Origin of the sequence: Roseicyclus sediminis (genome assembly GCF_025515305.1) — a bacterium.
In the GTDB taxonomy this organism is placed as follows: domain Bacteria; phylum Pseudomonadota; class Alphaproteobacteria; order Rhodobacterales; family Rhodobacteraceae; genus Roseibacterium; species Roseibacterium sediminis.
The window spans coordinates 43,915-65,446 of the sequence record NZ_JAOPHT010000014.1 but is presented as its reverse complement, the minus strand read 5'-3'; the positions used below and the strand labels follow the sequence as shown (position 1 = coordinate 65,446).

The following is a 21,532-nucleotide window of genomic DNA, read 5'->3' as shown; positions in this document are numbered from 1 at the left end:
GGACATCATGAACGCATTCCTGAAGACGATGGCGGTCACGGCGGTGGCGGCCACGGCGCTGCTCGGCGCGACCTCGGCCCAGGCCGATGGCGAGCGCTACGTGCTCGTCAGCCACGCACCCGACAGCGACAGCTGGTGGAACACCATCAAGAACGGCCTCGCGCTCGCCGGCGAGCAGATGGGCGTGACGGTTGAATACCGCAATCCGCCGACGGGCGACCTTGCCGACATGGCGCGCATCATCGAGCAGGCCGCGGCCTCGGGCCCGGATGGCATCATCACCACGCTGGCCGATCCCGACGTCCTGTCCGGCCCGATCCGTGCCGCCGTCGACAGCGGCATCGACGTGATCATCATCAACTCCGGCACGCCCGAACAGGCGCGCGAGGTGGGTGCCCTGATGTACGTGGGTCAGCCCGAATACGACGCGGGCTACGCCGCGGGTCTGCGCGCGGCCGGTGACGGCGTCTCGAGCTTCCTGTGCGTGAACCACTACATCTCCTCCCCGTCCTCGACGGAGCGCTGCCAGGGCTTCGCCGACGGCCTCGGCGTCGATCTGGGCAACCAGATGATCGACAGCGGTCAGGACCCGAGCGAGATCCAGAACCGTGTCATGGCCTACCTGAACGCCAACCCCGACACCGATGCGGTGCTGACGCTGGGCCCGACCTCGGCCGACCCGACGATCCTGGCGCTGGAGCAGATGGGTCTCGCCGGCGACATCTACTTCGGCACCTTCGACCTGGGCGACAACATCGTGCAGGCGATCCGCGACGGCGTCATCCAGTGGGGCATCGACCAGCAGCCCTACCTGCAGGCCTACCTGCCGGTCGTGGTGATGACCAACTACCACCGTTTCGGCGTCCTGCCGGGCAACAACATCAACTCCGGCCCCGGCTTCGTGACCGCCGACGGCCTCGAGATGGTCGAGCAGTTCGCGGGCGAGTACCGCTGAGCCGACAAGGGCGGGCGCCCAGGGCGCCCGCCCGCTTCCGTCGCACATTCATGGGGAGGGGAGAGCCATGTCCGATGCAGGGCAGGGAGCGGGCGCCGTCCCGGCGAAGGACGAGCGCGTCAAGGAAATCTCGGGTCTGAGAAAGGCGCTGATCCGGCCAGAGCTGGGCGCCATCGTCGGGACCATCGCCGTATTCATATTCTTCTTCGCCTTCGCGGCCGACAGCGGCATGTTCAACGCGCAGGGCATCCTGAACTGGTCGACCGTTTCGGCGCAGTTCATGATCATCGCGGTCGGCGCCTGCATGCTGATGATCGCGGGCGAGTTCGACCTCAGCGTGGGTTCAATGATCGGCTTTGCCGGCATGTCGATCGCGCTCGTCTCGGTCACGCTGCAATGGCCGGTCTGGATCGCGATCCTGCTGACCTTCGCCCTGTGCATCGCAATCGGCGCGCTCAACGGCTTCATCGTGGTGCGCACCGGGCTGCCGAGCTTCATCGTGACGCTCGCGTTCCTCTTCATCCTTCGCGGCTTCACCATCTTCTTCCCGCAACTCATCGAGCGTCAGACGATCATCGGCGGCATCGACGACGCGGCCGAAGGCGACTGGCTTGCGCCCGTGTTCGGCGGCAAGGTGGGCGGCTGGATCTTCGACTGGCTTGGCTCCATCGGCGCGATCGGCGTGTTCGAGCGCGGCACGCGGGCGGGCGAGCCGATCGTCGATGGCATCCCCATGCTGATCATCTGGGCGCTTGCCCTCGTGGCGGTGGCCCACGTGATCCTCACACGCACTCAATTCGGCAACTGGGTATTCGCAGCAGGCGGTGACGCACAGGCCGCGCGCTACGTCGGCGTGCCCGTGAATCGCGTCAAGATCCTGATGTTCATGTTCACCGCCTTCTGCGCCTGCGTCTTCGCGACCTGCCAGGTGATGGAGTTCGGCTCGGCCGGCGCCGACCGGGGTCTTCTGAAGGAATTCGAGGCCATCATCGCGGTGGTGATCGGGGGCGCGCTCCTGACCGGGGGATACGGATCGGTCATCGGTGCGGCGCTCGGGGCGCTGATCTTCGGGGTCGTGCAGCAGGGGCTGTTCTTCGCCGGGGTGGAATCGAGCCTCTTCCGGGTGTTCCTCGGGGTGATCCTGCTCTTCGCGGTGATCCTGAATACCTACATCCGTCGCATCATCACGGGGGAGAGGTGAGATGACCGCATTCGACCACGATCCCATCGTCGAGATGAAGGACATCGAGAAGCACTTCGGCCCGGTCATCGCGCTGAATGGCGTCAGCTTCGATGTCCGTCCCGGCGAATGCCACTGCCTTCTGGGCGACAACGGCGCGGGCAAGTCGACCTTCATCAAGACGATGTCGGGGGTGCACAAGCCCACCAAGGGGGAAATCCTGTTCGAGGGGAAGCGAATGGATTTCGCCAGCCCCCGCGATGCGATGGAGGCCGGGATCGCCACGGTCTACCAGGACCTCGCCATGATCCCTCTGATGAGCGTGACCCGGAACTTCTGGATGGGGCGCGAGCCCGTCCGCCGTGTCGGCCCGATCAAGTTCATGGACTTCAAGACCGCCAACGAGGTGACGATGGAGGAGATGCGCAAGATGGGCATCAACCTCCGCTCGCCCGACCAGGCGGTCGGCACGCTTTCGGGCGGTGAGCGTCAGACGGTGGCCATCGCGCGGGCGGTCTATTTCGGGGCCAAGGTGCTGATCCTGGACGAGCCGACCTCGGCGCTGGGCGTCCGGCAGACGGCGAACGTGCTGGCGACGATCGACAAGGTGCGCAAGACCGGGATCGGGATTGTCTTCATCACCCACAACGTGCGTCACGCGCTGGCGGTCGGGGACCGGTTCACGGTTCTCAACCGCGGCAAGACCCTTGGCACCGCGCAGCGCGGGCAGATCACGCCCGAGGAACTGCAGGACCTGATGGCCGGCGGGCAGGAACTCGTGGCGCTCGAGGGTTCGCTCGGCGGGACTGTGTGATGGCGCGCCTTCTGCGCAAACCGTCGGGCGTGTCGGGGCATGTCCACGCCCTTACGCCGGAGGCGGCGGGATGGGGCTACGTCGGCTTCGACCTCTGGCGGCTTGCGCCCGGCGAAACGGCGCAGGGGCGGCTGGAAGGCCGCGAGGCGATCCTCGTCCTGGTAGAGGGCCGCGCCGAGGTGACCGCCGGCGGCGAGCGCATCGGCGAGATGGGCGACCGTCTCGACGTCTTCGACAGGACGCCGCCCCATTGCCTCTACGTTCCGCCCGGCGCGGACTGGCGGGCCGATGCGACGACGCCCTGCACGCTCGCGCTTTGCACCGCGCCCAGTCCCGGCGGGCGGCCGGTGCAGCGGCTCGGCCCCGAAGGGATCGCGCTGGAGGAACGGGGCGCGGGCACCAACACCCGCTACATCAACAACATCGCGATGGAAGGCCGCGACGTGGCCGACAGTCTCCTCGTGACCGAGGTCTTCACGCCGGCGGGTCATTGGTCCTCCTACCCGCCGCATCGCCACGACGAGGACGACTTTCCGCGCATCACCTATCTCGAGGAGACCTATTATCACCGCCTGAATCCGGGCGACGGGTTCGGCGTGCAGCGGGTCTTCACGGACGATCTCGACCTCGATGAAACGATGGCGGTGGCCGATCACGACCTCGTTCTCGTGCCGCGCGGCCATCATCCCTGCGCCGCGCCCTACGGGGTAGAGATGTACTATCTCAACGTCATGGCGGGCCCGCGCCGCGCCTGGCGTTTCCAGACCCATCCCGCCTACGAACGCCTGCTGGCCTGAGGCCGCGGCTCTGCGCATATCGGTCGACCACCTCCCCGGTCGATCCTCGCCCCATGTTTCAAGGCGGCCACCGGGGCCTGCCCATGGCCGAGGTGGCCGGTATCGACCGCGGAAGAGGGGATCAACCTCGGGAGGCGGCGATGCCGCGCTGCCGGCGGATGAAGCGGGCAGGCAAGTAGGGCATGGAGTTTTCGAACATCTGCCATAGCTAGGAGCAGGAGGCCGCAATCCTGTTCGGGGCACCTGCGCCGCGTGCGGGCGACCCGCCGGGTCGTCCTACCGGTCCCCGGGCCCGTCGTCCTCGTATTCGAGCAGATCGCCCGGCTGGCAGTCGAGTTCGCGGCAGATCCTGGCAAGCGTCTCGAACCTCACGCCCTTCACGTGACCGCGCTTCAGCAGCGAGAGGTTCGCCTCGGTGATGCCCACGCGGGCGGCCAGATCCTTGGAACTGACCTTGCGCCGCGCGAGCATCACATCGAGCCGGACGACGATCCGCATCAGACGAACTGGGCGTTTTCGGCGGCGATATTGCGGGCCACGGTCCACAGCCGACCGAGGGCCCACAGAAGCGTGCCGAAGAGCAGGGCCAGGATGCCGTTGCTCGACAAGGTGATCGCCAGGACCCGCGCGCCGGGCTCCGCGTTCAACGTCAGGGCGAGGCCCAGCAACGTCGGTACGACGAGGGCCAGGATACCGGAGATGACCAGCCAGCGCCCGGCGATGGCGAGCGCCAGCGGCTGCGCTGCGCCGAACCAGTCGGCCAGGGCGAACCCGTCGAAACATGCCGCGACCCCGAAGAGCGACCGGGAAAGGGCGAGGGCCGGAACGACGCTCAGGGCGGCGCCGATGATCCACTGGGCCGGAGTCAGCCCGTGATCGGCCGGCAGGCCCAGACCGGTCAGCGCGGCGGACGGCGCCTCTCCCACGGCCCATGACGCGAGGATGAGGACCGGGATGGCGAGCGCGGCGACGCGGCAGGCCCTCGCCGCAAGTCCGGCATGGCGTTGAAGGCGGTCGGTCTCGGCGGATCTGATCATGGACATTGGGAACCTCTTGTATCTCGATTTGTTTCTAGGCAAGAAATTTCTGTAAGGCAATAATGATTCGTGAGATGACGAAAATAATCTGAGCTTCGGCAGCGGTCCCGGCCCGCAACGCCGCAGCATGACGGCCGATCCGGGGCCTGCCGCAAGGACGCCCGCCCAAGCATTGCGCCCGGTTCGAAGAGGGCTCCGAAAGGGACAGGAATGTCAGTCGCTTCCATGGTTTCAACCGGTATCGCGGCCACGCTCGTGGCGACCCTCGCGGCCTGCGCGCCGCCACCGCCCCCCGCGCCGCCGCTGATCGACCGTCTCGGCCTCGACGGACTCGTGCGCGCCGTTGAGGACGGGGACCATGGCGAAATTGCCGCGATCCTCGTGTCGCGGGACGGGCGGATCGTCTTCGAGGATTACTTCGGACGGAACGGCCCGGACAGCATCGTGGACATGCGGTCGGCCGGAAAGTCGCTGACCGCGATTGCCGTGGGCGTCGCCATCGATGACGGCGTGATCGACGGGGTGGAAAGCCCGGTCCTGCCCTTCTTCGAGGATCTCGCCCCGTTCCGGAACGACGGGCCGGAAAAGCGCGCGATCGTCCTGCGCGATCTCCTGACGATGGGATCCGCGCTCGATTGCAACGATTGGGACGACCGTAGCCCAGGGCAAGAGGAGCGCATGTATCGCAGCCGCAACTGGACGTCCTTCGCGCTTGGCCTGCCGGTCGATCCGGACTTTTCCCGGTCGCGGACGGGGCAGGGACGCTTCAGCTATTGCACCGCTGGGGTCTTCCTTGCCGGGCAGACGCTGGAGCGCGCCACGGGCGAACGGTTCGACACCTTCGTCGGCCATCGGATTCTCGCCCCGCTCGGCATCCGCAACGTGCGATGGCGACGGTCGCCCGATGGCGAAGTCCAGAGCGGCGGACAACTGGGGCTGCGGGCACGCGACGCCGAGCGGATCGGACGGCTGGTGCTGAACGGCGGAACTTGGGAGGGGCGGCGGATCGTCTCCGAGGCATGGATTGCCGAGATGCTGCCTCCGGTCGCCCGGCCGGGCGCCGGGCTTGGCTATGGCTACCTGTGGTGGCAGGCCGAAATCCGGGCCGGTGCCTCCGGCGAGACCGTGGCCGCCGCCATGATGATCGGCAACGGCGGAAACATCGTGGCCGTCGTGCCAGAGCGTGACGCCGTCATCGTCGTGCAGGCGACCAACTACAACGTCCCGGGCGACTTCGACATGTCACGCGCGCTGCTGCAGCGGTTCATCGTGCCTGCCCTTGCGGAAAACTGACGCCCCGCGTTCGCCCTCAGCCCCCACCCAAAACCAGGAGCCCGCCATGCAATCCACCATATCGAACCCCACGCTGATTTCGCTGCTCTGGGCCTTCGTTTCGTTCAACATCGTCTTCGCGGATGTGCTCTCGCTCTATGTGCCGGGGGTCCTGCCGCAGGTCATGGAGGGCGTCGTGGAGGGGGTCGCGCTCTCTGAAGGGCTCATGCTCGCGGCGGCCGTCTTCATCCAGATCCCGGTCGCCATGATTGTCCTGACGCATGTCCTGCCGCCGCGCATCTTCCGGTCGGTCACTACACTTGCGGTAGTCGTGACGAGCGTCTTCGTGGTCGGCGGCGGGTCGCTCAAGATGCACTACATCTTCGTGGCGCTCTGCGAGCTTCTCGCGCTCTTCACCATTCTGCGGCTTTCATGGGCTCGCCGGGTGTGATCCGGGGCGCGTGCCGGACGATGTGGCATCAGTCCCCGTCCGGGACGAACTCCAGAAGGTCGCCGGGCTGACAGTCCAGCTCGGCGCAGATCGCCTCGAGTGTGCGGAACCGCACGCCGCGCACCTTGCCGGATTTCAGAAGCGACAGGTTCTGCTCCGAGATACCGATCCGCGCGGCCAGTTCGCGCGACGTCATCTTGCGCCGTGCGAGCATCACGTCGAGCCGAACGATCAGGGGCATGTCACAGTCTCCGCCGCGGCGCGCAGGGCTTCGGCCAGCGGCCGCCCCGGACCCAATTCTGTTTTCAAAACTTAATGTTTTACATTAAAACTTAAAAAAGAATCATTACGCAAGAGGTTTGTCATGTCTCGCACCTTCGCCCGCCTGACCATCGGTTTCGGTCTGCTCGCCCTGTCCGCCTGCGCCTCGATCTCGCCGGCGGGACTGATTGCGGCGAGCCGCCTCGACCCCCTCGGCACGCCGCCCGACGAGATCGGGGTCGCCGTGGGCGTTCCCGACACCGTGCGTCTTTCCTCGGGCGACGCGGTCATGCGCATATCCCTTCGCGGCGGATCCAGCGCCTCGACGGTCCTGGTAAGCGAGGAGGTGCCGCTGCAACTCGTGCGCGACGAGGGCGGCACGATCCCGGCCAATGCGCCGGACGAAGCGGTCTATGTCGCAAGCCTGCTGCCCGAAGACGCGGCGCGTTTCGCCGCCGCCCAGGCCGAGATTCGGCGCGCGCGCGAGAGCGGCGTCGAGGGGATCGGCACGCTGAATGTCGAGGTGGTCGGCGGCTGCTTCGTCGGCCCTGTCCCCGAGGGCCTTCCGGCCAGCACATGGCTGCGGACGGACCCGGCAGGGCCCTTCGTCCCGCTGACGCGCCGCGTGGATGCGTTCCAGGCGACCGGCGGCGCCGTGCTCGACATCCTGTCGCCCTGCTGAAACGCGGCTCCGGCCGGGAAGGCTGGGCAGCGCTCGCGCGAGACCGCTGCCCGTCACGTCCCGGTTCCCCTCCCGAACCCATCCTTTCGACGCCACCCGACAGATCGCCAGGACGACCCTACGGGACGCATGTCGGCCGTTGGCGTAGAGCGGCGGTCATATGGGGGGAGTGGCAGCCCGTAGGGGGCTGCTACTTTCTAATTATTACAGTGGTATAAGTTGTCCAACCGTCGGAAATGACGCCGTTGAAAAGGCTGGCGGAAATAAGCGGATGTCCAACCGCTTTGAACGTCGAGAGTTGGCTGGCGGGTATTCGAGCGCAGACGCAAGCCTGTCCACGATAGTTTGTGCCACCAAGCGCCGCATCGCCATCACATCTTTTTTGCAGTCGCCCAGCTTCGGTGATGTGGAGCGGCCTTGGTTCGCTCCAGGCTCTGTCCGCACCGCGATGGGCATGAGGCGCCTGTGCGCCGGCTTCAATCGAGTGTGCAAGCCTCACGCGACTGGCGCGCTGCATCCACTGACCAGTGTCATCGGGCTTGCGAGAGCGGAGGTGTGACGATCGAGCGACCCCGCGCGCTCTGATCGCGGGGCCTCGGCAGCGGACGGTATCAAGACGGTGGCGCTGCAAGAGGTTCGCTCACCACGGGGCGGGACCACAGGCAAGGGCAGTCCGAAAGGTAGAAGCCCGGTCCCCGGCGCAGCGTTCACGGCGTCGAAAGTAGCTACCGACTAACCGGCAGGACCGCATGACCGGTTAGGCCCAAAGCGACGGGGCGGCTCCGGCCGGAACGACACGCAGAGGGCATGGGGACCGACCTCAGCAAATCGCTGGGGCTGGTCGTCCTATGCCCTTCGCTCAAGGGCTCACCAACCGGAACAGACACTTGGTGGAATTTAGGAACCTACGCAGAGGCATAGCTGAACAAAGGAGCAACAAAATGCTGGAAATTACGGAAATCCGCACCGATGGTGGAACACAGTCGAGGGTGGCGCTGTGCGAAGAGACAGTCTCGCAGTACGCCGAGGCTATGGAGGACCCCAACACGGTTTTCCCTCCAGTTATTGTCTATTTTGACGGGGTGGATCACTGGCTTGCCGATGGCTTCCATAGGTTTGCGGCTTGGGAGCGCATCGGACGGACGGACATTCCCGCTGACGTGCGCAAAGGTGATCGCCGGCAAGCAATATTGCATTCAGTTGCCGCAAACACTCGCCATGGGCTTCGGCGAACAAATGATGACAAGCGTCGGGCGGTGTTGATGCTGCTTAAAGATGCAGAATGGACCCAGTGGTCGGACTAAGAGATCGCGCGCAGATGTGCAGTGTCACAGCCATTCGTGTCTAAGCTCCGAGGCTCCCTCACCTATAACGTTTTGGGTGACACACGCACCTACATCACCAAGCATGGAACTCAGGCATTAATGGACGTCTCAAGCGCACGAAAAACTAAGACCGCGAAAACAAGTCCGGAGCCAAAGTCAGAATGTGCTCCATCTCAACAGAGAGGTGAAGATGGCCGCGCAAGTGCCGCCGCGTCGGCAATCTTCACCACGGGAAATGGGGACGCACAACCTTCGAATAGGCTGCGCTCCGCATTCAGGTCCATGAAACGCGACGAACGAGAAGAGGCATGGATCAGTCTGAACTTGGAGGTGGAGGATTTACGCGCACGGGCCCAACAGCAGACACAGCAAATCGAGGCGCTTCAGACTGAAAACATCAGATTGGTGCACCTTTTGGACGTATCGACACAAAGCGATACCGCCCGATGACTCAAGCACGGGTCTTTTAAGATCATCGGACGATCTCGCACAGATGGTGACCCTACAGCGTCGGTGATGGGTGGCGAGGCTGGTGATTGTGGTCTTGCAACCCCAGATCTCTTCAACAGGGAGGTTGGCCGAGCAAGCACGAAAGTTTATCAAGGGGAAATCAAGTTCTATGGCAAAGAGCTCAAATAACTGGGGCGGGCGCAGAAAAGGCGCCGGTCGGAAACCGGGTAGCTGCAATCGAGCAACGAGGGATCAGAAACGGAATTTGTCGGAAATGGCGCGCGAACACACTGAAATTGCACTCGCGACACTGGCGGAGGTTGCTGTCAGAGGTTCTACCGACAGCGCCCGGGTGGCTGCGGCGGTGGCCATTCTTGATCGCGGATACGGGCGCCCGACCCCGGCAAGGGAAACCGACAACTCGCCGTGGAATATTCAAGAGATGCTCTTGGAGATAGGCAGGGAGGTTGGCAGGCGCGCCTACATTCAACAAGCGCCGGTCAAATCGGCAGATCGGTGACTTAGGGGGGCTTGCGCACTCATTTGAACCTTGGAGGATCCCTGAGGAACATACCCGCCACCATCCCCCAGGCTTCCTCCCTCGTCAGCCCCGGAATTTCCAGCATCAGAGGCTCCATCTCCCCTTCCGCCAGTCGCGCCCGAGCCTCCGCTGCCTTGCGCTGCTTGTGCTCCGGCACCTATGCCTGTCTCACTCTCGCGGGCCCCTCTGCCGCGGATCTCCTGGCGCAGGGCCTCGCCGCCCCGCAGCCATGGCGCTCACCCTCTACGGCGGTGCAGTTTTGCGGCGTGAGGTCTTTTGTAAGCGGCGTGCCGGGCGGTCTGAAGCTCTGGCTGGAAAGTGGGTATCTGACCTACTGCTCGGGCTTTCTCGCGCGCTGTGCCCAGGACGGGCCCGGGCGACCATAGCCCGAGGATCGCCCAAGGCCGATATCCTGGCGCAGATCGGAGACGCAGCGTACCGACACCGGGATCATGCAGATCGTGCGCGCGCACCCGTTCCACGAACTCGCGCTGCACGACATTCACTTGATCGGTTGATCGAACCGGCATGATGGGAACCGTCTGATCCTCGCGGACGGTTCCCCTTTGTCGCGTCCGGTCGCGGCTCGCCTCACCTCGTGAAATTCCCGAAATCCTCGCGGTATGCCTGGTGGATCTGCGGTCTTGGCCCGACGCGGGATGACGCCCGGAGAGAAGAGCCTCACATTGGCCGGGACCTCTTCGGTCCTGAGCCTCGTTGATCCAAGTCCGCTTGGGGCGGCGTCCCGCCGGCGGTTTTCTGCCTCAACGGCGACGATCACGGATGTGACGTGCCAGCATCGTCTCGTTCCACTCCCGCTCGTCACGTTTGCGGCGCGTGGTCAATAACGCGTCCCGGCGTTTCGCCGCCGCGATCTCGAAGACCTTTATCTCCTGGAAACCCGAGCGCATTTCCTCCTCGAGAAGCTCGGTTGCCCGTTGCAGTTCCTGTCGGCGGCGTTCGCACTCCGCGATCTCGGAACGGATCGACGTGATGAAGGCGCCGACATATGGCGCCGTCTCGGCAGAAGTGGCGTAGGCCTCCGCTTCCATTCGGTCGCCCAAGTCATCGATCGCGTGTTGCAGGCGTCCCGCTTCGCCCAGCAGCGCTGCGCGGCGTTGCGCGACCCTCGAGACCTTGTGCTGTTCCAGCCTTGCCAGCAGGTCGAGGGCCGAGACCCTTCGGTCACTCATCGCGGCCTTCGTCGACCTCGGCCTCTTCGCTGGCCAGGATGGCTTGCCTTATGCGTTCTATGATCGCGGGGTCGAAGGGCGATACCGGAGATGGTGCCGTCACCGTGCCCAGGGTTGTCGGTATCTCATCTTCAGCGCGCGCCGTGCCGTATATGGCGGCAAGAATAGCCGCGAAGAGTGCGGCGAGTAGTGCGAAACGCTTCGTCATGCTGCGGCCAGTTTCTTTTGCGAAGCCTCGACATCGTAGAAGGTCGGCTGAATGTGAGAAGGGATGTTGCCCCGTCCGATCTCTACGCAGATGTTTGGTGGGTGCTCGGCCACCATTGCGACGAAGACATCGCGGATGATGGCATAGAAAGCTGCATCTTCATCCTCGATTTGCTTGAGGCGCCCGGAGATGGGCGCGACCATGCAGTAGGCGAGGTAGACGCCTAGGAAGGTCCCGACGAGCGCACCGCCAATCATCGTGCCGAGGATCTCCGGCGGTTGATCGACCGACGACATGGTCTTGATCACCCCCAGCACGGCGGCAACGATCCCGATGGCGGGCAAGCCGTCGGCCATGGTCTGGATGGCCTTGGGGGCGGCAAGTGCTTCGTGGTGGTGCTTCTTGAGCTTTCGGTTCAGGACATCTTCGGTTTGAAACTTGTCGTCGAACTGCATCGACAACATCCGGAAACTGTCGGTTATCAGGTCGATCGCAAAGTGATCCGAAAGGATCTTGGGATAGCGTTTGAATATCTCGCTTTCCTTTGGGTTCTCGACGTGTGGGTCCAGTTCGATCATGCCCTTGGTCTTGAACAGACGAGTGAGCTCGTAGAGCAGGTTGAGCAGATCGTTGTAATCCTGGCGCTTCCACCGCGGCCCCTTGATGACCTTCAGGACGCCTTTGGCGGAATCCTTGATCACCGTCATGGAGTTGGCGATGACGAATGCGCCGATCGAACCACCACCGATCATCATCCCCTCGAATGGCAGTGCATAAAAGATGATGTCCATCTTGCCTCCCGAGAGCATGAAGCCCCCGAAGACAAGGCCGACGACCATAATGACTCCAATCAGTAGCGTCACGCCCAGCCCTCGATCATGAAAGCACATTTATCCTTGCGATTACGATCCCTAGCTACTAAAATCAAGAACAAAAGCAAGAATACGTCGATCTGGATCTTGGGTGGCGGTATGGAAGCACTGGTTTATACGCCTGACTTTGAGACCTTGCGCGGCATCTGCCCGGATTGGCCCGAGGAGGTGTTCGCAATCCTCTGCTTGCATCAAAGCGGGCGATGCGACCTTCACCTGCGACATGTGGAGGAGGACGCGGCGGAAGCGCTCAGCATGGCCGTGACGGCGACCGATGAAGGCTCCTGTCGGGTGTACGTCGTGCCTGCGAGTGACGGGTATCCGACGCGCCGCCTCTCGTTCTCGGAGGAGCAGGCGATCTGCGGGCTTCTCGACGGGGTGGACCAATTGCCGGACCTGGCGTTGGAGTACGCCCTTTCATACCGCTATCGCAAAGAGGCGGCAGAAACCCGAGAGTTGGGCGAACGCGCCAACTCCCTGGCGGAACGTCTGAGGCATCGTGAAAGGTCGGAAGGCGGGCCGACAGGGGGGGGCGAGCGGAAGCTCGTAGCCAGCGTTTCGGAGGCAGAAGGCTACTTTTGCCTCGTTGTCGGGGGCGGTGACCTCGCTTCGGCCAGCGGCCGCGAAGTCTTCGGTCGGGTCGTCGACGTGCCTTTGCGCGGATCCTCCGTGCGCCTGGCGTGGGACGGTGATGTCACGTCCGGCGACGTCATACTGATCCCCGGTGCGTCGCTTCCGCCCGCTGCGGCCGCGCTTTGGAGGCGCGGAAACACGTCCGTCCGGCTCAAGTTCGTCGCGGACGGAGCCGTGGTCGACCCCGAAATCGGCGATGGCCAAAGGACAGGTCGGCTGGCCCGTGCAGCGGCGGTCGCATTCCTGATTTCATCGGCCGGGATCCTGACAGCCGGGGTCGCTGCCGCATTCGGATGATCGCGTCCGCACGTCTATCGACGCGTTCAGGCAACGAAGGATTGATGCAAGTACGGTCCTAAGGCATCATGAAGAGCAACAAATCGCCGAAATTTGTTGATTTTCGCTTCTATGTTGCCTAGAGCGTGTGCCACCGTGCATGATCGACGCGGTAGCAGACAAAAGTGATGCATGAATTATTTTTTGACCATTGTGAAGGAGAGACTAGGCTCCGGTATTCATTTTTGGAGGCTAGCGAGTGATGTCTGAACAAGAAGCCAAAAGGGACATGCTGGTTCAGATCGTATCGGTCTTCGCCGCAAGGCCCGATGTCGCCGCCGAGGATATCGGGGCTCTCGCCGAGAAACTGGCGATAGTCTTTGGGATGGATGACGCCACGGACGCTGAAGGGTCGGCGCCTGCAAAGACCGCTCCATCCTTGCCGGTTGAAGCATTCCCCGCTGTTCCCATCGACCGGGCAGTGACCAAGGACAAGGTTTACTGCATGTGTTGCGGCAAGGGCTTCAAAATGCTGAAGCGACACATCGGGGCGGAGCATGGTCTGACCGAGGCCGAATACCGTACCCGGTTCGGCCTTCCGCCGGACTTCCCCCTTGTCGCCCCGAGCTACTCCGAGCTGAAGGCCAAGTACGCGAAGAAGGCGGGCCTTGGAAAATACTCGCGCACATCGGCTGACGCCGTAGACTGACTTCTTCCAGCTTTACGTATTGCGAGGGCCAGCGTTCACGCTGGCTCTTTTCTTTATTTTATTCTTGAGTAATCATGCAGGGCGGGCGGTTAGTCTTGGCGCATGAGCAGTTCTGGTTGAAGGGTCGAAGTGATGCCGGAGAAACCGATCATCATCAAACGGACCGACGACGATGGCCACGACGGGCACCATGGTGGCGCGTGGAAGGTCGCCTATGCGGACTTCATGACAGCCATGATGGCGTTTTTCCTCCTGCTGTGGATTCTCGCCGCTTCGGATGAGGAAAAGCTTCGAGGCCTGGCCGATTACTTCACCCCGAGCCTGTCCGAGGCGGGCGGCCGCGGGCAGGGACTCCTGGCCGGGCAGGTGCTTGCCGAGGATGGGCCGCTTTCTGGAACGGATGGCCCCCATACCCCCGAGCAACTTCCAAGCTTCGGCCAGGAGAACCCGCTTGCCGTGTTTGACAGCAGGCTGCGCGACACGGCGGAGGTCTCGCCGCCTCTGCCGGGGGCAGGCGGCCTGCAAGCCTCCGGTACGGGAGAAGGCGGAGAAATTTCGAGTGGGGAGGCGACGCTGCAGGCGCAGTCCGAGCAGGATGAAGACGGCGCCCCGCCCGACGAAAGTGACGCTGCTGAAGGCGTCCGGCAGGCATTGGCAGACCTTGCGGTAGCGGAGGCCGAGCGGCGCGACCGCCTCGAGGCGCTGAGGGAGCAAATCGAGCAGGCGGTTTCCGCGGACCCTGAAATCGCCGAGTTGAGCGGTCAGATCCGGTTCGAGTTGTCGAACGAAGGCCTCGAAATTCAACTCGTCGACAGCGAGCGGCGTCCCATGTTCGCGATTGGCAGCGCGGAATTGGACATGCGGACGCGGCGCCTGGTTGGTGTCGTTGGGCGCGCCATCCTGCCCATCGACAAGCCTGTCGCAATCGCGGGGCACACCGACTCACTCTCATTTGGCGCGGGGGCCGTTTACACCAACTGGGAACTCTCCACGGACCGGGCAAATGCAACGCGACGTGCCCTGGAAGCCGAGGGACTGGCGCCGGAGCGGTTCATTCGCATCATGGGGATGGCCGATTCCGATCCTCTTAACGCGGCCCAACCCGATGCGCCTGAAAACCGCAGAATCGGCATCATGCTCGTATATCCCGCGACCCTGGGCGCCGATTCACTCGGTGCTATCGAAGACTAGCACTTTGGATGAATTCGCATGCAAGGCGGAGTAGCATCCACGCGACACTCGGTCCTGTCATGCTATGCCTCGCTAGCCATATCCAGCGCGATGTCAACGGGCGCCCTTTCATGCCTCCCGATTCGTGTCATCAACTGATTTTGTATGTCAAGAAGGTCTGACGCCTGTGATCTCTAGAGAGCAGGCCGGTTTGTCGTTGAAACCAAAGTCATTGCTGTTCGGATCACCATCGGGCGCATCACAGCGCGCTGCTTTTTTCAAGTGGGTCATTCAAGTTTTTGTTTAAGGGAGGGGTGAAAAGGATTTGAATCCTTGGCCGATCTAGCGGTATTGTTGGGAACAACGACAAGAACTGGTGGGGATCGAGCATGTCGAGCAGAAACGAAATACTGGGTATCTTGTGGTCAGGTCAGGCGAAAGTCATCGCGGAGACCGAAGCGGCTTTGTTCCGGACGCTTTTGGCGGCACTATTTCCGGGTCGCGCAGTACTTATTGGCATTGATGGCGACGAGGTTAACGAGCGTGCCTTGCTCGATGATACCGAAGTCATGCCGGCGCTGTCGCTGGGTGATGTCGTCGCCGAAGAATTAGGCATTTCCGTGCCCTATGGCGCCGTCATCGCGTTCGTACCGCTGGCGGTCTTTTCCCCGCAGGCCACTTCCGCGGTTCGAGGGGTTGTGGTTGGGCGCGTGTATGCGCAGATCCTCATCGAGTCCCTTCATCGTGGCGGCTTCCCCATGGACAGGGAAATGGGCCTCCTGTTGGGCCTTGCGGATTCCGCTGTGGCGGCCGTTGCGCAACTTCAGGCCGGCTGCGACCAGATCTGCCGGGACTCCTTCGAGCGTGCCCTCTCCGAAACGCTTTGCTCCGCTCTGTCTGGCGATAACGGCTCTGCCGGCCGTGCGGCCAACATCAAGGACCTCCACGATCGGTACGGGGTGGTGTCGCGAGCCGAATATGGCCGGGCGCCGCGCGAGGGTGGTCCTCTGAGTTTCGAGGAGTGGCTTTTGTCGGTCGCGCCCGCGATGGGTTCCCAAACGCGTGGCGAGGAGCTGGCTGCTGGTGAGCGGCAGCTTCGGTCGTCGAAGATTTAACTGGCGTTAACCAGTTTATTCTTCTCCTGCCGGGTGGTTTATGCTTTCCTGATCTTGGGGGTGTCCGGAATCCGGAGCACTGTACATGACATTCGAGGCCGCTTTGAGGGCACCGCTGATGTCTCGCGAAGAAGAGCGCGAAGCAATCCGGGCCTGGCAGGAGAACGGCGACCAGCAGGCCCTTCATCGTATCCTCAAGTCCTATGCGCGGCAGGCTTGGTCCGAAGCCCGACGCTGGACTGACAACCGAACACATATCGAGGACCTCGCGGCGGAGGGAATGATAGGCTTGATCGATGCCGCGGGGAATTTCGACCTCTCCCTCAACGTTCGCTTTGGAACCTTTTCCGCCTGGGCTGTGCGAAATCGCGTCATGGCCGCCTTGGGGCGGGTGACCGCAGTGATCGACATCCCGGCTCGGGCCTACGTTGACGCGCGCTCCGGACGTGCGGAACCACGGCGACGGGTAGACGTGTTGACCGCTGCTGCAGGCGCGATTTCGATTGACGACGTCGGCGAGGGAGAGGCCCGCACGTTGTCCGTTGCCTGGGACGGGCCGACCCCGGAGGAGGAGGTTGCAACCCGTTCGGAGAGATTGCGAGTGCGACAGCTGCTCGACGAGGCCCTGGCCGCGCTTCGTCCTGCCGAGCGCGAGGTAATCCTCGACAAGCTGGAAGATCGAACGTCTCCGCCTGATGCCTGCCCGCGGTTGCGGTCCCGACGGCGGGACATCGAAAGGCGGGCAATGCTTCGCCTGCGGCGGAGCTTGCAGGAGCGCGGCTTCAGCCTCGCGATGCTTGAATGCTGAGGTCCTGCCCATGACGGCCACGCTCGGCTTCACCCTATCTCAGACGCCAGCGAAGGCAGCGACGGCGGGCGCGATGCAAGTGCCTGGCATCGGTCGCGGCGCCGGGGCAGCATCTGGTGCGAACCCGTTCGCGGGTTTGCTCGCCGCGTTGCAGGGTGGTCCCACGCCCCCGCAAGGCGGAGCCCAGCAGCCTGGCGACGGCATGGAAGGGTCTGTCGACGGCCAGGCCGAAGCACAGTCACAGCTTCTGGCAGGCCTGGGATCGCTGATCGTGAACGCGCAATCCGCGTTCGAAGCGGCACAATTCCCGCAGGATAAGGTCGAGATACTCAGGGAATTCCTCGCCACATTCCGCTTGCGACTTGAGGAATTGAATGGCGACGGCGTCGCTGCCGTTTTTCCGGGTTCGTTCCTGGTGGCCGATGGGTCGGACCCCGCAGGCATCGATGCGCTAACGGTGCAATCGGGGCCCGCCGCGGTTGCCACGGCAATCCTTTCGGCCATTGGGCTTGTTGTCCCCAAGGACCCGACCGCGTTAGCAGCGGCCAATGGCGGTCCGCTCGCGACAGGCGTGGCGCAAGAACCGGCCGCGCGTCGCTTGCCTACCGCATTGACCACGTTCGGCCATGCCCCCGACGGATCGCCGGACGGAGCCGCACCACCCGAACTGCAACAGGCACGTGGTCTGCAGGGTCAGTTGGTCGGCCTCGGTTCCACGGATGGCCGGGGCCAGCAGGAAACATCCACGGCAGTTTCGGTTCGAAAGGAAGCGGCCGGAGCGCAAATCGGCGCCGTGGCGCAACTTGGGGCGGAGCCGGCCGGATTTTCGCGACCAATGACCGAAGTCGGAGAGATGATGGTGGCTTCGCTTGGACGAGCCGCGCCTTCAGGAACGGAAGCGGCCCTTCAGAATTCGAGGCCCAGCATCGATATGCCACCATCTCCGGCCCTTGTGCGGCATGTCGCCGACCAGATCAGCGGGGCACGGTTCACCGAAGGAAATACGCGGATCGAATTGACGCCTCGGGGGCTTGGAGACATCGAAATCGACATGCGACATGACGAGGCAGGGAAACTCAGGATCGTGTTGAAGGCGGAAAACCCCGCCGTTCTCAACGCCTTCCGGCATGATCGTGACGCTCTGCTTGATGCGCTTCGCGACGGCGGCGCCGCGACAGACGGTGCGGACCTGAGTTTCGAGTCCTTCGCCGGACATCAGTCGCGCCAACAATCAGAACAAGAGAGATGGCGTTCCGTGGTCCTCGGGACCGGCCCGGCCGTGGCAGAACCATCCTCCGCCACCGGACTTCCGGCACTTTCCGGCCCGATACGACCTTTCGCCCAGTCGGGCCTCGACATCATTACCTAACGAAGCAAGGGCAGGGACCAGACAATGATCGACCCGACCGCGAGCAATCCGACAACTGGGCAGCCGGCCAGTGTTTCGTCCTTGTCCCGACTGAACGCCGACTACCAGAGCTTTCTCAAGCTTCTGACGGCGCAGGTTGCCAACCAGGATCCGCTGGCCCCGATGGACAGCTCCACCTTCGTTACCCAGCTTGCCCAGCTTAGCCAGGTCGAGCAGTCCATACAGGTCAACGCGAACCTTGCCGATATCTCTGCACGGATCGCCGGTGCGGTCGCGATGTCCGACGTGCAACTTATCGGACGCACGGTCACCGTGCCCGGGGACCAGATCGTCACTCCGACGGAGAATACGCGCTTGTCCTACCAGCTGATGCAACCGGCGGACACCGTCTCGGCGCGCGTTGTCATGGACGACGGAACGATCCTTCGGAGCTTTGAAGGCCTGCCGGGCACAAGCGGCCAGAGCCATGAACTGAACTGGGACGGTCGCGACGACGCAGGGCTTCCGGTGATCGGTGAAGGGCCCTTCCGCCTCGAGATCATCGCGACCGACGCCGAGGGCGAGTCCGTTCCGTACAATAGTTACACCGAGGCCCGGGTGGAGAGTGTCATCTTCGGCTCCGGCGTGCCTACGCTTGTCCTCGACAACGGCTCAGAGGTTTCATCGTCCCTGGTCGCGCGCGTCGAGTAAGGCGCCCGCGGTCCTATCGATGCGGCACATCCTGCACGCCAAGGACCCTGATCTCCACCATGGCCAGCGCGGGGAGACGTTCGCTCAGGTGACGCTCGATCCGATCCTGGAGCACCACCAGATCGACATCACCGGTCACCGCATCCGGGCGGATGCCGAAGACCGCATCAAAGATGGCATTCCTTAGCCGGACCACCTGCTCGGCGCTGGAATGGTATTCTGCCTGTTCCTCCTCGGCGAAACCGGCCGACATCTGGGTGACGAAGTAGGTCACGTGGCGTGGCTGTTCGACCGGGAAGGTGAATGCACCGAGATCGACCATGGAGAACGCGGCGCTGTCCGACGGCGCCCCATCAATCGCCACTTCGCTGCCTTCCGGAAGTGTGCTGCCAACGCCGATAGTTGCCGCAAGGCAAATAGCCGGAAGCAGCAACGCCATCTTGAAGGTGCGTTTCATGGGAATCCCTCGCAGGTAACCCGGCGCTTATCGCTTGGGACTGCGACGAGATTTCTCCGTCAGTAGGGCAAGATTATGTCAAAGGCATCTTCACCGTACGACGTGCGCGTCTGGCGGGTCAGTTGACCTCTTCCGCCATAGGTGATCCGGGCCTCGGCGATCCTGTCGTATGGGATCGTGTTGTCGCGCTGAATGTCCTGCGGCCGGATGATCCCCGCCACTCTCAGTTCCCTGAGCTCGGAATTCACCATGACCTCCTGGCGACCGGCGATGACCAGGTTGCCGTTCGGAAGCCGTTGGATGACAGTTGCGGCGACCTCCAGATTTATCGTCTCCGCACGGTCGATCCTGCCCGAACCCTCGGCGCTGCTGGCCGCTGCGGCGCCAACGAGATCCTCGTCCTCGGCCGCACCGGTCAGATTTCCGATGACGTTTTCCAGTCCGAAGATCGTCGGGAAACCCAGGTTGGCGTTGCCCTGACGTTCTCGTTGACTGCGGTTCGACATGCGCGCCCGATCATCGATCTGGATGTTGATCGTAAGAATGTCACCGACGTCCATCGCGCGTTGGTCGGCAAAGAAACCGTCAGACCCCGATTGCCAAAGGGATGAGCGCTCGGCGCGCCTGGGCAGGCCGCGTACTTCGGGTTCCGGCATGGGCACGGAGACATGCGCAGCCTCCGGCATCGTCAAGGAATTGAGCTGCATGTCGGAGATTTCCGGGTTTCGGTCGCGGGTGATGTCGTAGCCGCAGCCGCTCAGCGCGAGCGCCGCGAAGGCTGCAAGACATGCGGGACGGGCAGGTATCATCGTACGATCTCCACGATGCCGTCGGGTCGTGCGGTGCCGACGAGCGACAGGTTGCTCACAAGATTGACCACGCGCACCGTTTCACCGGCCGCGGCGTCGTTGAGCGCGCGTCCGGGTGCGGTGAGAACGAGCGAGCCGTCCTCGAAACGTATGCGAACACGTTCGCCGCGATCGATAACAAGGGGCGCCATCACTGACTGGACCATCACCGGACGGCCCTCGGGCAACATCCTGCGGACCTGACGGCCGACCAGGTCCGAGACGTTGGTGACCGAAAAGTCGTTGAGACGTCCCAGGGGCAGATCGATCGTAATGAGGTCGGACTCGGCGATGATCTCGTCCGGCATCAGGCGGCGCGTCGGAACGGGGACGGGCACACTGACCAGCGCCAGGCCGGAAACCCTTTGAACTTCGCCCGTCTCTCGAACCACCTCGGCGAGAAACTGACCGGATATCGCATCCATCCAGAAGCGCGAGATGAGCAGGGCATCGTCGATTTCGGGCTGGTAACGGATCGTGAAGCGGCCGTCTTCCGGAAGCGTGGAGCCCAGGGAGGCTCGCGCGCGTTCTTCAACAAGGTCGGCGAAGCTGTCCGCAACTGCCCCGCCAGACCAGACTGCGAAAACCATCAAGAGCAAGACCGCACGCATGGATCAGCGCATCCGCGTCGCGGTCGACATCATCTGGTCGGCCGTCTCTATGGTCTTGGAGTTCATCTCGTAGGCGCGCTGCGCGGCGATGAGATCGGTGATCTGCTGGATGATGTTGACGTTGGAGTTTTCCAGGTAACCCTGCCGGATGACGCCCACTCCGGGATCACCGGCATTCGCAGCGAGTTCGTCGCCAGAGGCCACGGTCGCCTCGAGCAGGTTGTTCCCCACCGGCCTCATGCCGCCTTCGTTGATGAAGGTCGCAAGCGTCAGGCGTCCGAGTTCGACCGGAGCAGGGTCGTTCTCAACATACGCCATCACGACGCCCTGTTCGCTGATCTCGATGTTCTGGGTGTTTTCGGGGATGACAATACCGGGATCGACGGAATAGCCCTGCAGCGTCACGAGCTCGCCTTCCGCGGACAGCCGGAAGGACCCGTCTCGGGTGTAGGCCCTGCTGCCGTCCGGCATGTTCACGACGAAGTAGCCCGTACCGTCGATCGCGAGGTCGAGGCTGTTCTCCGTGGCGGACAGCCCGCCCTGGGTATTGAGACGCACCGTTCCGGCCGTTTGAACGCCGAGACCGATATCGATACCCGTCGGCGTGGCCGTACCCTGCTCGGAGGTCAGGACACCTTCGCGCGAAACGGACTCGTAAATCAGATCCTGAAAGGCCGCACGACTGGTCTTGAAGCCAGTCGTGTTCGCATTGGCGATGTTGTTCGAGATGACGTCGACGTTGGTCTGCTGGGCGAGCATTCCTGTCGCGGCGATACCGAGTGCCTTCATGTCTATCTCCTTATCGGTC

At 63.3% G+C, this 21,532-nt stretch carries 27 protein-coding genes; 17 read left to right on the top strand and 10 right to left on the bottom strand.

Going from position 1 to position 21,532, the window contains the following annotated elements; genetic code table 11:
• The first annotated feature begins 7 nt into the window (after window positions 1–7).
• The 4 genes from N8I71_RS16095 (at window position 8) to iolB (ending at window position 3,746) form a co-directional block, all read left to right on the top strand.
• Window positions 8–955 carry a sugar ABC transporter substrate-binding protein gene (locus N8I71_RS16095; RefSeq protein WP_262879031.1) on the top strand — a complete coding sequence of 316 codons (948 nt, stop codon included), beginning with the start codon at window positions 8–10 and terminating at the stop codon, window positions 953–955.
• 67 nt (window positions 956–1,022) lie between these two features.
• On the top strand, window positions 1,023–2,156 hold the full coding sequence (locus tag N8I71_RS16090) for an ABC transporter permease (protein ID WP_262879030.1): 1,134 nt from the start codon (window positions 1,023–1,025) through the stop codon (window positions 2,154–2,156).
• 1 nt (window position 2,157) lies between these two features.
• A complete protein-coding gene (locus N8I71_RS16085; protein ID WP_262879029.1) occupies window positions 2,158–2,949 on the top strand; it encodes an ATP-binding cassette domain-containing protein in 792 nt (263 codons plus the stop codon).
• Complete coding sequence (gene iolB / locus N8I71_RS16080) at window positions 2,949–3,746, top strand: 5-deoxy-glucuronate isomerase (protein ID WP_262879028.1); 798 nt, start codon at window positions 2,949–2,951, stop codon at window positions 3,744–3,746. The genes N8I71_RS16085 and iolB overlap by 1 nt, the downstream gene beginning before the upstream one ends.
• A 276-nt stretch (window positions 3,747–4,022) precedes the next feature.
• Here the strand turns inward: iolB and N8I71_RS16075 are convergent, their stop codons facing one another.
• On the bottom strand, window positions 4,023–4,244 hold the full coding sequence (locus N8I71_RS16075) for a helix-turn-helix domain-containing protein (protein WP_262879027.1): 222 nt from the start codon (window positions 4,242–4,244) through the stop codon (window positions 4,023–4,025).
• The gene (locus tag N8I71_RS16070) at window positions 4,244–4,789 is read right to left on the bottom strand and encodes a hypothetical protein (RefSeq protein WP_262879026.1); all 546 of its coding nucleotides are present in this window, start codon (window positions 4,787–4,789) and stop codon (window positions 4,244–4,246) included. The genes N8I71_RS16075 and N8I71_RS16070 overlap by 1 nt, the downstream gene beginning before the upstream one ends.
• A gap of 204 nt (window positions 4,790–4,993) precedes the next feature.
• On the opposite strand from N8I71_RS16070, the gene N8I71_RS16065 reads away from it, so the two are divergent.
• Together N8I71_RS16065 and N8I71_RS16060 are read left to right on the top strand one after the other, a co-directional pair.
• The gene (locus tag N8I71_RS16065; protein ID WP_262879025.1) at window positions 4,994–6,076 is read left to right on the top strand and encodes a serine hydrolase domain-containing protein; all 1,083 of its coding nucleotides are present in this window, start codon (window positions 4,994–4,996) and stop codon (window positions 6,074–6,076) included.
• 46 nt (window positions 6,077–6,122) lie between these two features.
• Window positions 6,123–6,506, top strand: a complete 384-nt coding sequence (locus tag N8I71_RS16060) for a DUF6326 family protein (RefSeq protein WP_262879024.1) — start codon at window positions 6,123–6,125, stop codon at window positions 6,504–6,506.
• A 28-nt stretch (window positions 6,507–6,534) separates the two neighbouring features.
• Here the strand turns inward: N8I71_RS16060 and N8I71_RS16055 are convergent, their stop codons facing one another.
• Entirely contained in the window at window positions 6,535–6,747 is a 213-nt protein-coding gene (locus N8I71_RS16055) for a helix-turn-helix domain-containing protein (protein WP_262879023.1), read from the bottom strand.
• A gap of 123 nt (window positions 6,748–6,870) precedes the next feature.
• On the opposite strand from N8I71_RS16055, the gene N8I71_RS16050 reads away from it, so the two are divergent.
• The 4 genes from N8I71_RS16050 (at window position 6,871) to N8I71_RS16035 (ending at window position 9,744) form a co-directional block, all read left to right on the top strand.
• Complete coding sequence (locus N8I71_RS16050) at window positions 6,871–7,449, top strand: hypothetical protein (protein WP_262879022.1); 579 nt, start codon at window positions 6,871–6,873, stop codon at window positions 7,447–7,449.
• A gap of 941 nt (window positions 7,450–8,390) precedes the next feature.
• Window positions 8,391–8,753, top strand: coding sequence for a hypothetical protein (locus tag N8I71_RS16045; protein ID WP_262879021.1), 363 nt, complete (start codon window positions 8,391–8,393; stop codon window positions 8,751–8,753).
• Between the two features lie 303 nt (window positions 8,754–9,056).
• Window positions 9,057–9,224 (top strand): hypothetical protein, encoded by a 168-nt coding sequence (locus tag N8I71_RS16040; RefSeq protein ID WP_262879020.1) that lies wholly within the window; start codon window positions 9,057–9,059, stop codon window positions 9,222–9,224.
• A 70-nt stretch (window positions 9,225–9,294) separates the two neighbouring features.
• Entirely contained in the window at window positions 9,295–9,744 is a 450-nt protein-coding gene (locus N8I71_RS16035; protein ID WP_262879019.1) for a hypothetical protein, read from the top strand.
• 785 nt (window positions 9,745–10,529) lie between these two features.
• Here N8I71_RS16035 and N8I71_RS16030 read toward each other — a convergent pair.
• Genes N8I71_RS16030 through motA form a run of 3 tightly spaced genes read right to left on the bottom strand, consistent with a single transcriptional unit; the run spans window position 10,530 to window position 12,056 of the window.
• Window positions 10,530–10,958: a hypothetical protein gene (locus tag N8I71_RS16030; protein ID WP_262879018.1), complete on the bottom strand. Its 429-nt coding sequence runs from the start codon at window positions 10,956–10,958 to the stop codon at window positions 10,530–10,532.
• A complete protein-coding gene (locus N8I71_RS16025) occupies window positions 10,951–11,166 on the bottom strand; it encodes a hypothetical protein (RefSeq protein WP_262879017.1) in 216 nt (71 codons plus the stop codon). The genes N8I71_RS16030 and N8I71_RS16025 overlap by 8 nt, the downstream gene beginning before the upstream one ends.
• On the bottom strand, window positions 11,163–12,056 hold the full coding sequence (gene motA, locus N8I71_RS16020; protein WP_406676129.1) for a flagellar motor stator protein MotA: 894 nt from the start codon (window positions 12,054–12,056) through the stop codon (window positions 11,163–11,165). Before motA ends, N8I71_RS16025 begins: the two co-directional genes overlap by 4 nt.
• Here motA and N8I71_RS16015 point away from each other — a divergent pair.
• The 7 genes from N8I71_RS16015 to N8I71_RS15980 all read left to right on the top strand — a co-directional run bounded on the left by N8I71_RS16015 (window position 12,045) and on the right by N8I71_RS15980 (window position 18,808).
• Window positions 12,045–12,968 carry a hypothetical protein gene (locus tag N8I71_RS16015; RefSeq protein WP_262879015.1) on the top strand — a complete coding sequence of 308 codons (924 nt, stop codon included), beginning with the start codon at window positions 12,045–12,047 and terminating at the stop codon, window positions 12,966–12,968. The two genes, motA and N8I71_RS16015, sit on opposite strands and share 12 nt — an antisense overlap.
• 241 nt (window positions 12,969–13,209) lie before the next feature.
• Window positions 13,210–13,656 (top strand): MucR family transcriptional regulator, encoded by a 447-nt coding sequence (locus N8I71_RS16010; RefSeq protein ID WP_262879014.1) that lies wholly within the window; start codon window positions 13,210–13,212, stop codon window positions 13,654–13,656.
• 132 nt (window positions 13,657–13,788) lie between these two features.
• Entirely contained in the window at window positions 13,789–14,847 is a 1,059-nt protein-coding gene (locus tag N8I71_RS20585; protein WP_316249258.1) for a flagellar motor protein MotB, read from the top strand.
• Window positions 14,848–15,215: 368 nt separating this feature from the next.
• Window positions 15,216–15,941, top strand: a complete 726-nt coding sequence (locus tag N8I71_RS15995; protein ID WP_262879013.1) for a hypothetical protein — start codon at window positions 15,216–15,218, stop codon at window positions 15,939–15,941.
• 85 nt (window positions 15,942–16,026) lie between these two features.
• Window positions 16,027–16,749, top strand: a complete 723-nt coding sequence (locus N8I71_RS15990; RefSeq protein WP_262879012.1) for a sigma-70 family RNA polymerase sigma factor — start codon at window positions 16,027–16,029, stop codon at window positions 16,747–16,749.
• Window positions 16,750–16,759: 10 nt separating this feature from the next.
• The gene (locus tag N8I71_RS15985) at window positions 16,760–18,118 is read left to right on the top strand and encodes a flagellar hook-length control protein FliK (RefSeq protein ID WP_262879011.1); all 1,359 of its coding nucleotides are present in this window, start codon (window positions 16,760–16,762) and stop codon (window positions 18,116–18,118) included.
• Between the two features lie 24 nt (window positions 18,119–18,142).
• Window positions 18,143–18,808 carry a flagellar hook assembly protein FlgD gene (locus N8I71_RS15980; protein ID WP_262879010.1) on the top strand — a complete coding sequence of 222 codons (666 nt, stop codon included), beginning with the start codon at window positions 18,143–18,145 and terminating at the stop codon, window positions 18,806–18,808.
• Window positions 18,809–18,821: 13 nt separating this feature from the next.
• On the opposite strand, the gene N8I71_RS15975 is transcribed toward N8I71_RS15980, so the two are convergent.
• Genes N8I71_RS15975 through flgG form a run of 4 tightly spaced genes read right to left on the bottom strand, consistent with a single transcriptional unit; the run spans window position 18,822 to window position 21,513 of the window.
• Window positions 18,822–19,265: a hypothetical protein gene (locus N8I71_RS15975; RefSeq protein WP_262879009.1), complete on the bottom strand. Its 444-nt coding sequence runs from the start codon at window positions 19,263–19,265 to the stop codon at window positions 18,822–18,824.
• 59 nt (window positions 19,266–19,324) lie between these two features.
• Window positions 19,325–20,074, bottom strand: a complete 750-nt coding sequence (flgH, locus tag N8I71_RS15970; protein ID WP_262879008.1) for a flagellar basal body L-ring protein FlgH — start codon at window positions 20,072–20,074, stop codon at window positions 19,325–19,327.
• Window positions 20,071–20,724 (bottom strand): flagellar basal body P-ring formation chaperone FlgA, encoded by a 654-nt coding sequence (flgA, locus tag N8I71_RS15965; protein ID WP_262879007.1) that lies wholly within the window; start codon window positions 20,722–20,724, stop codon window positions 20,071–20,073. Before flgA ends, flgH begins: the two co-directional genes overlap by 4 nt.
• A gap of 3 nt (window positions 20,725–20,727) precedes the next feature.
• Window positions 20,728–21,513 (bottom strand): flagellar basal-body rod protein FlgG, encoded by a 786-nt coding sequence (gene flgG / locus N8I71_RS15960; RefSeq protein ID WP_262879063.1) that lies wholly within the window; start codon window positions 21,511–21,513, stop codon window positions 20,728–20,730.
• Between the last annotated feature and the right edge of the window lie 19 nt (window positions 21,514–21,532).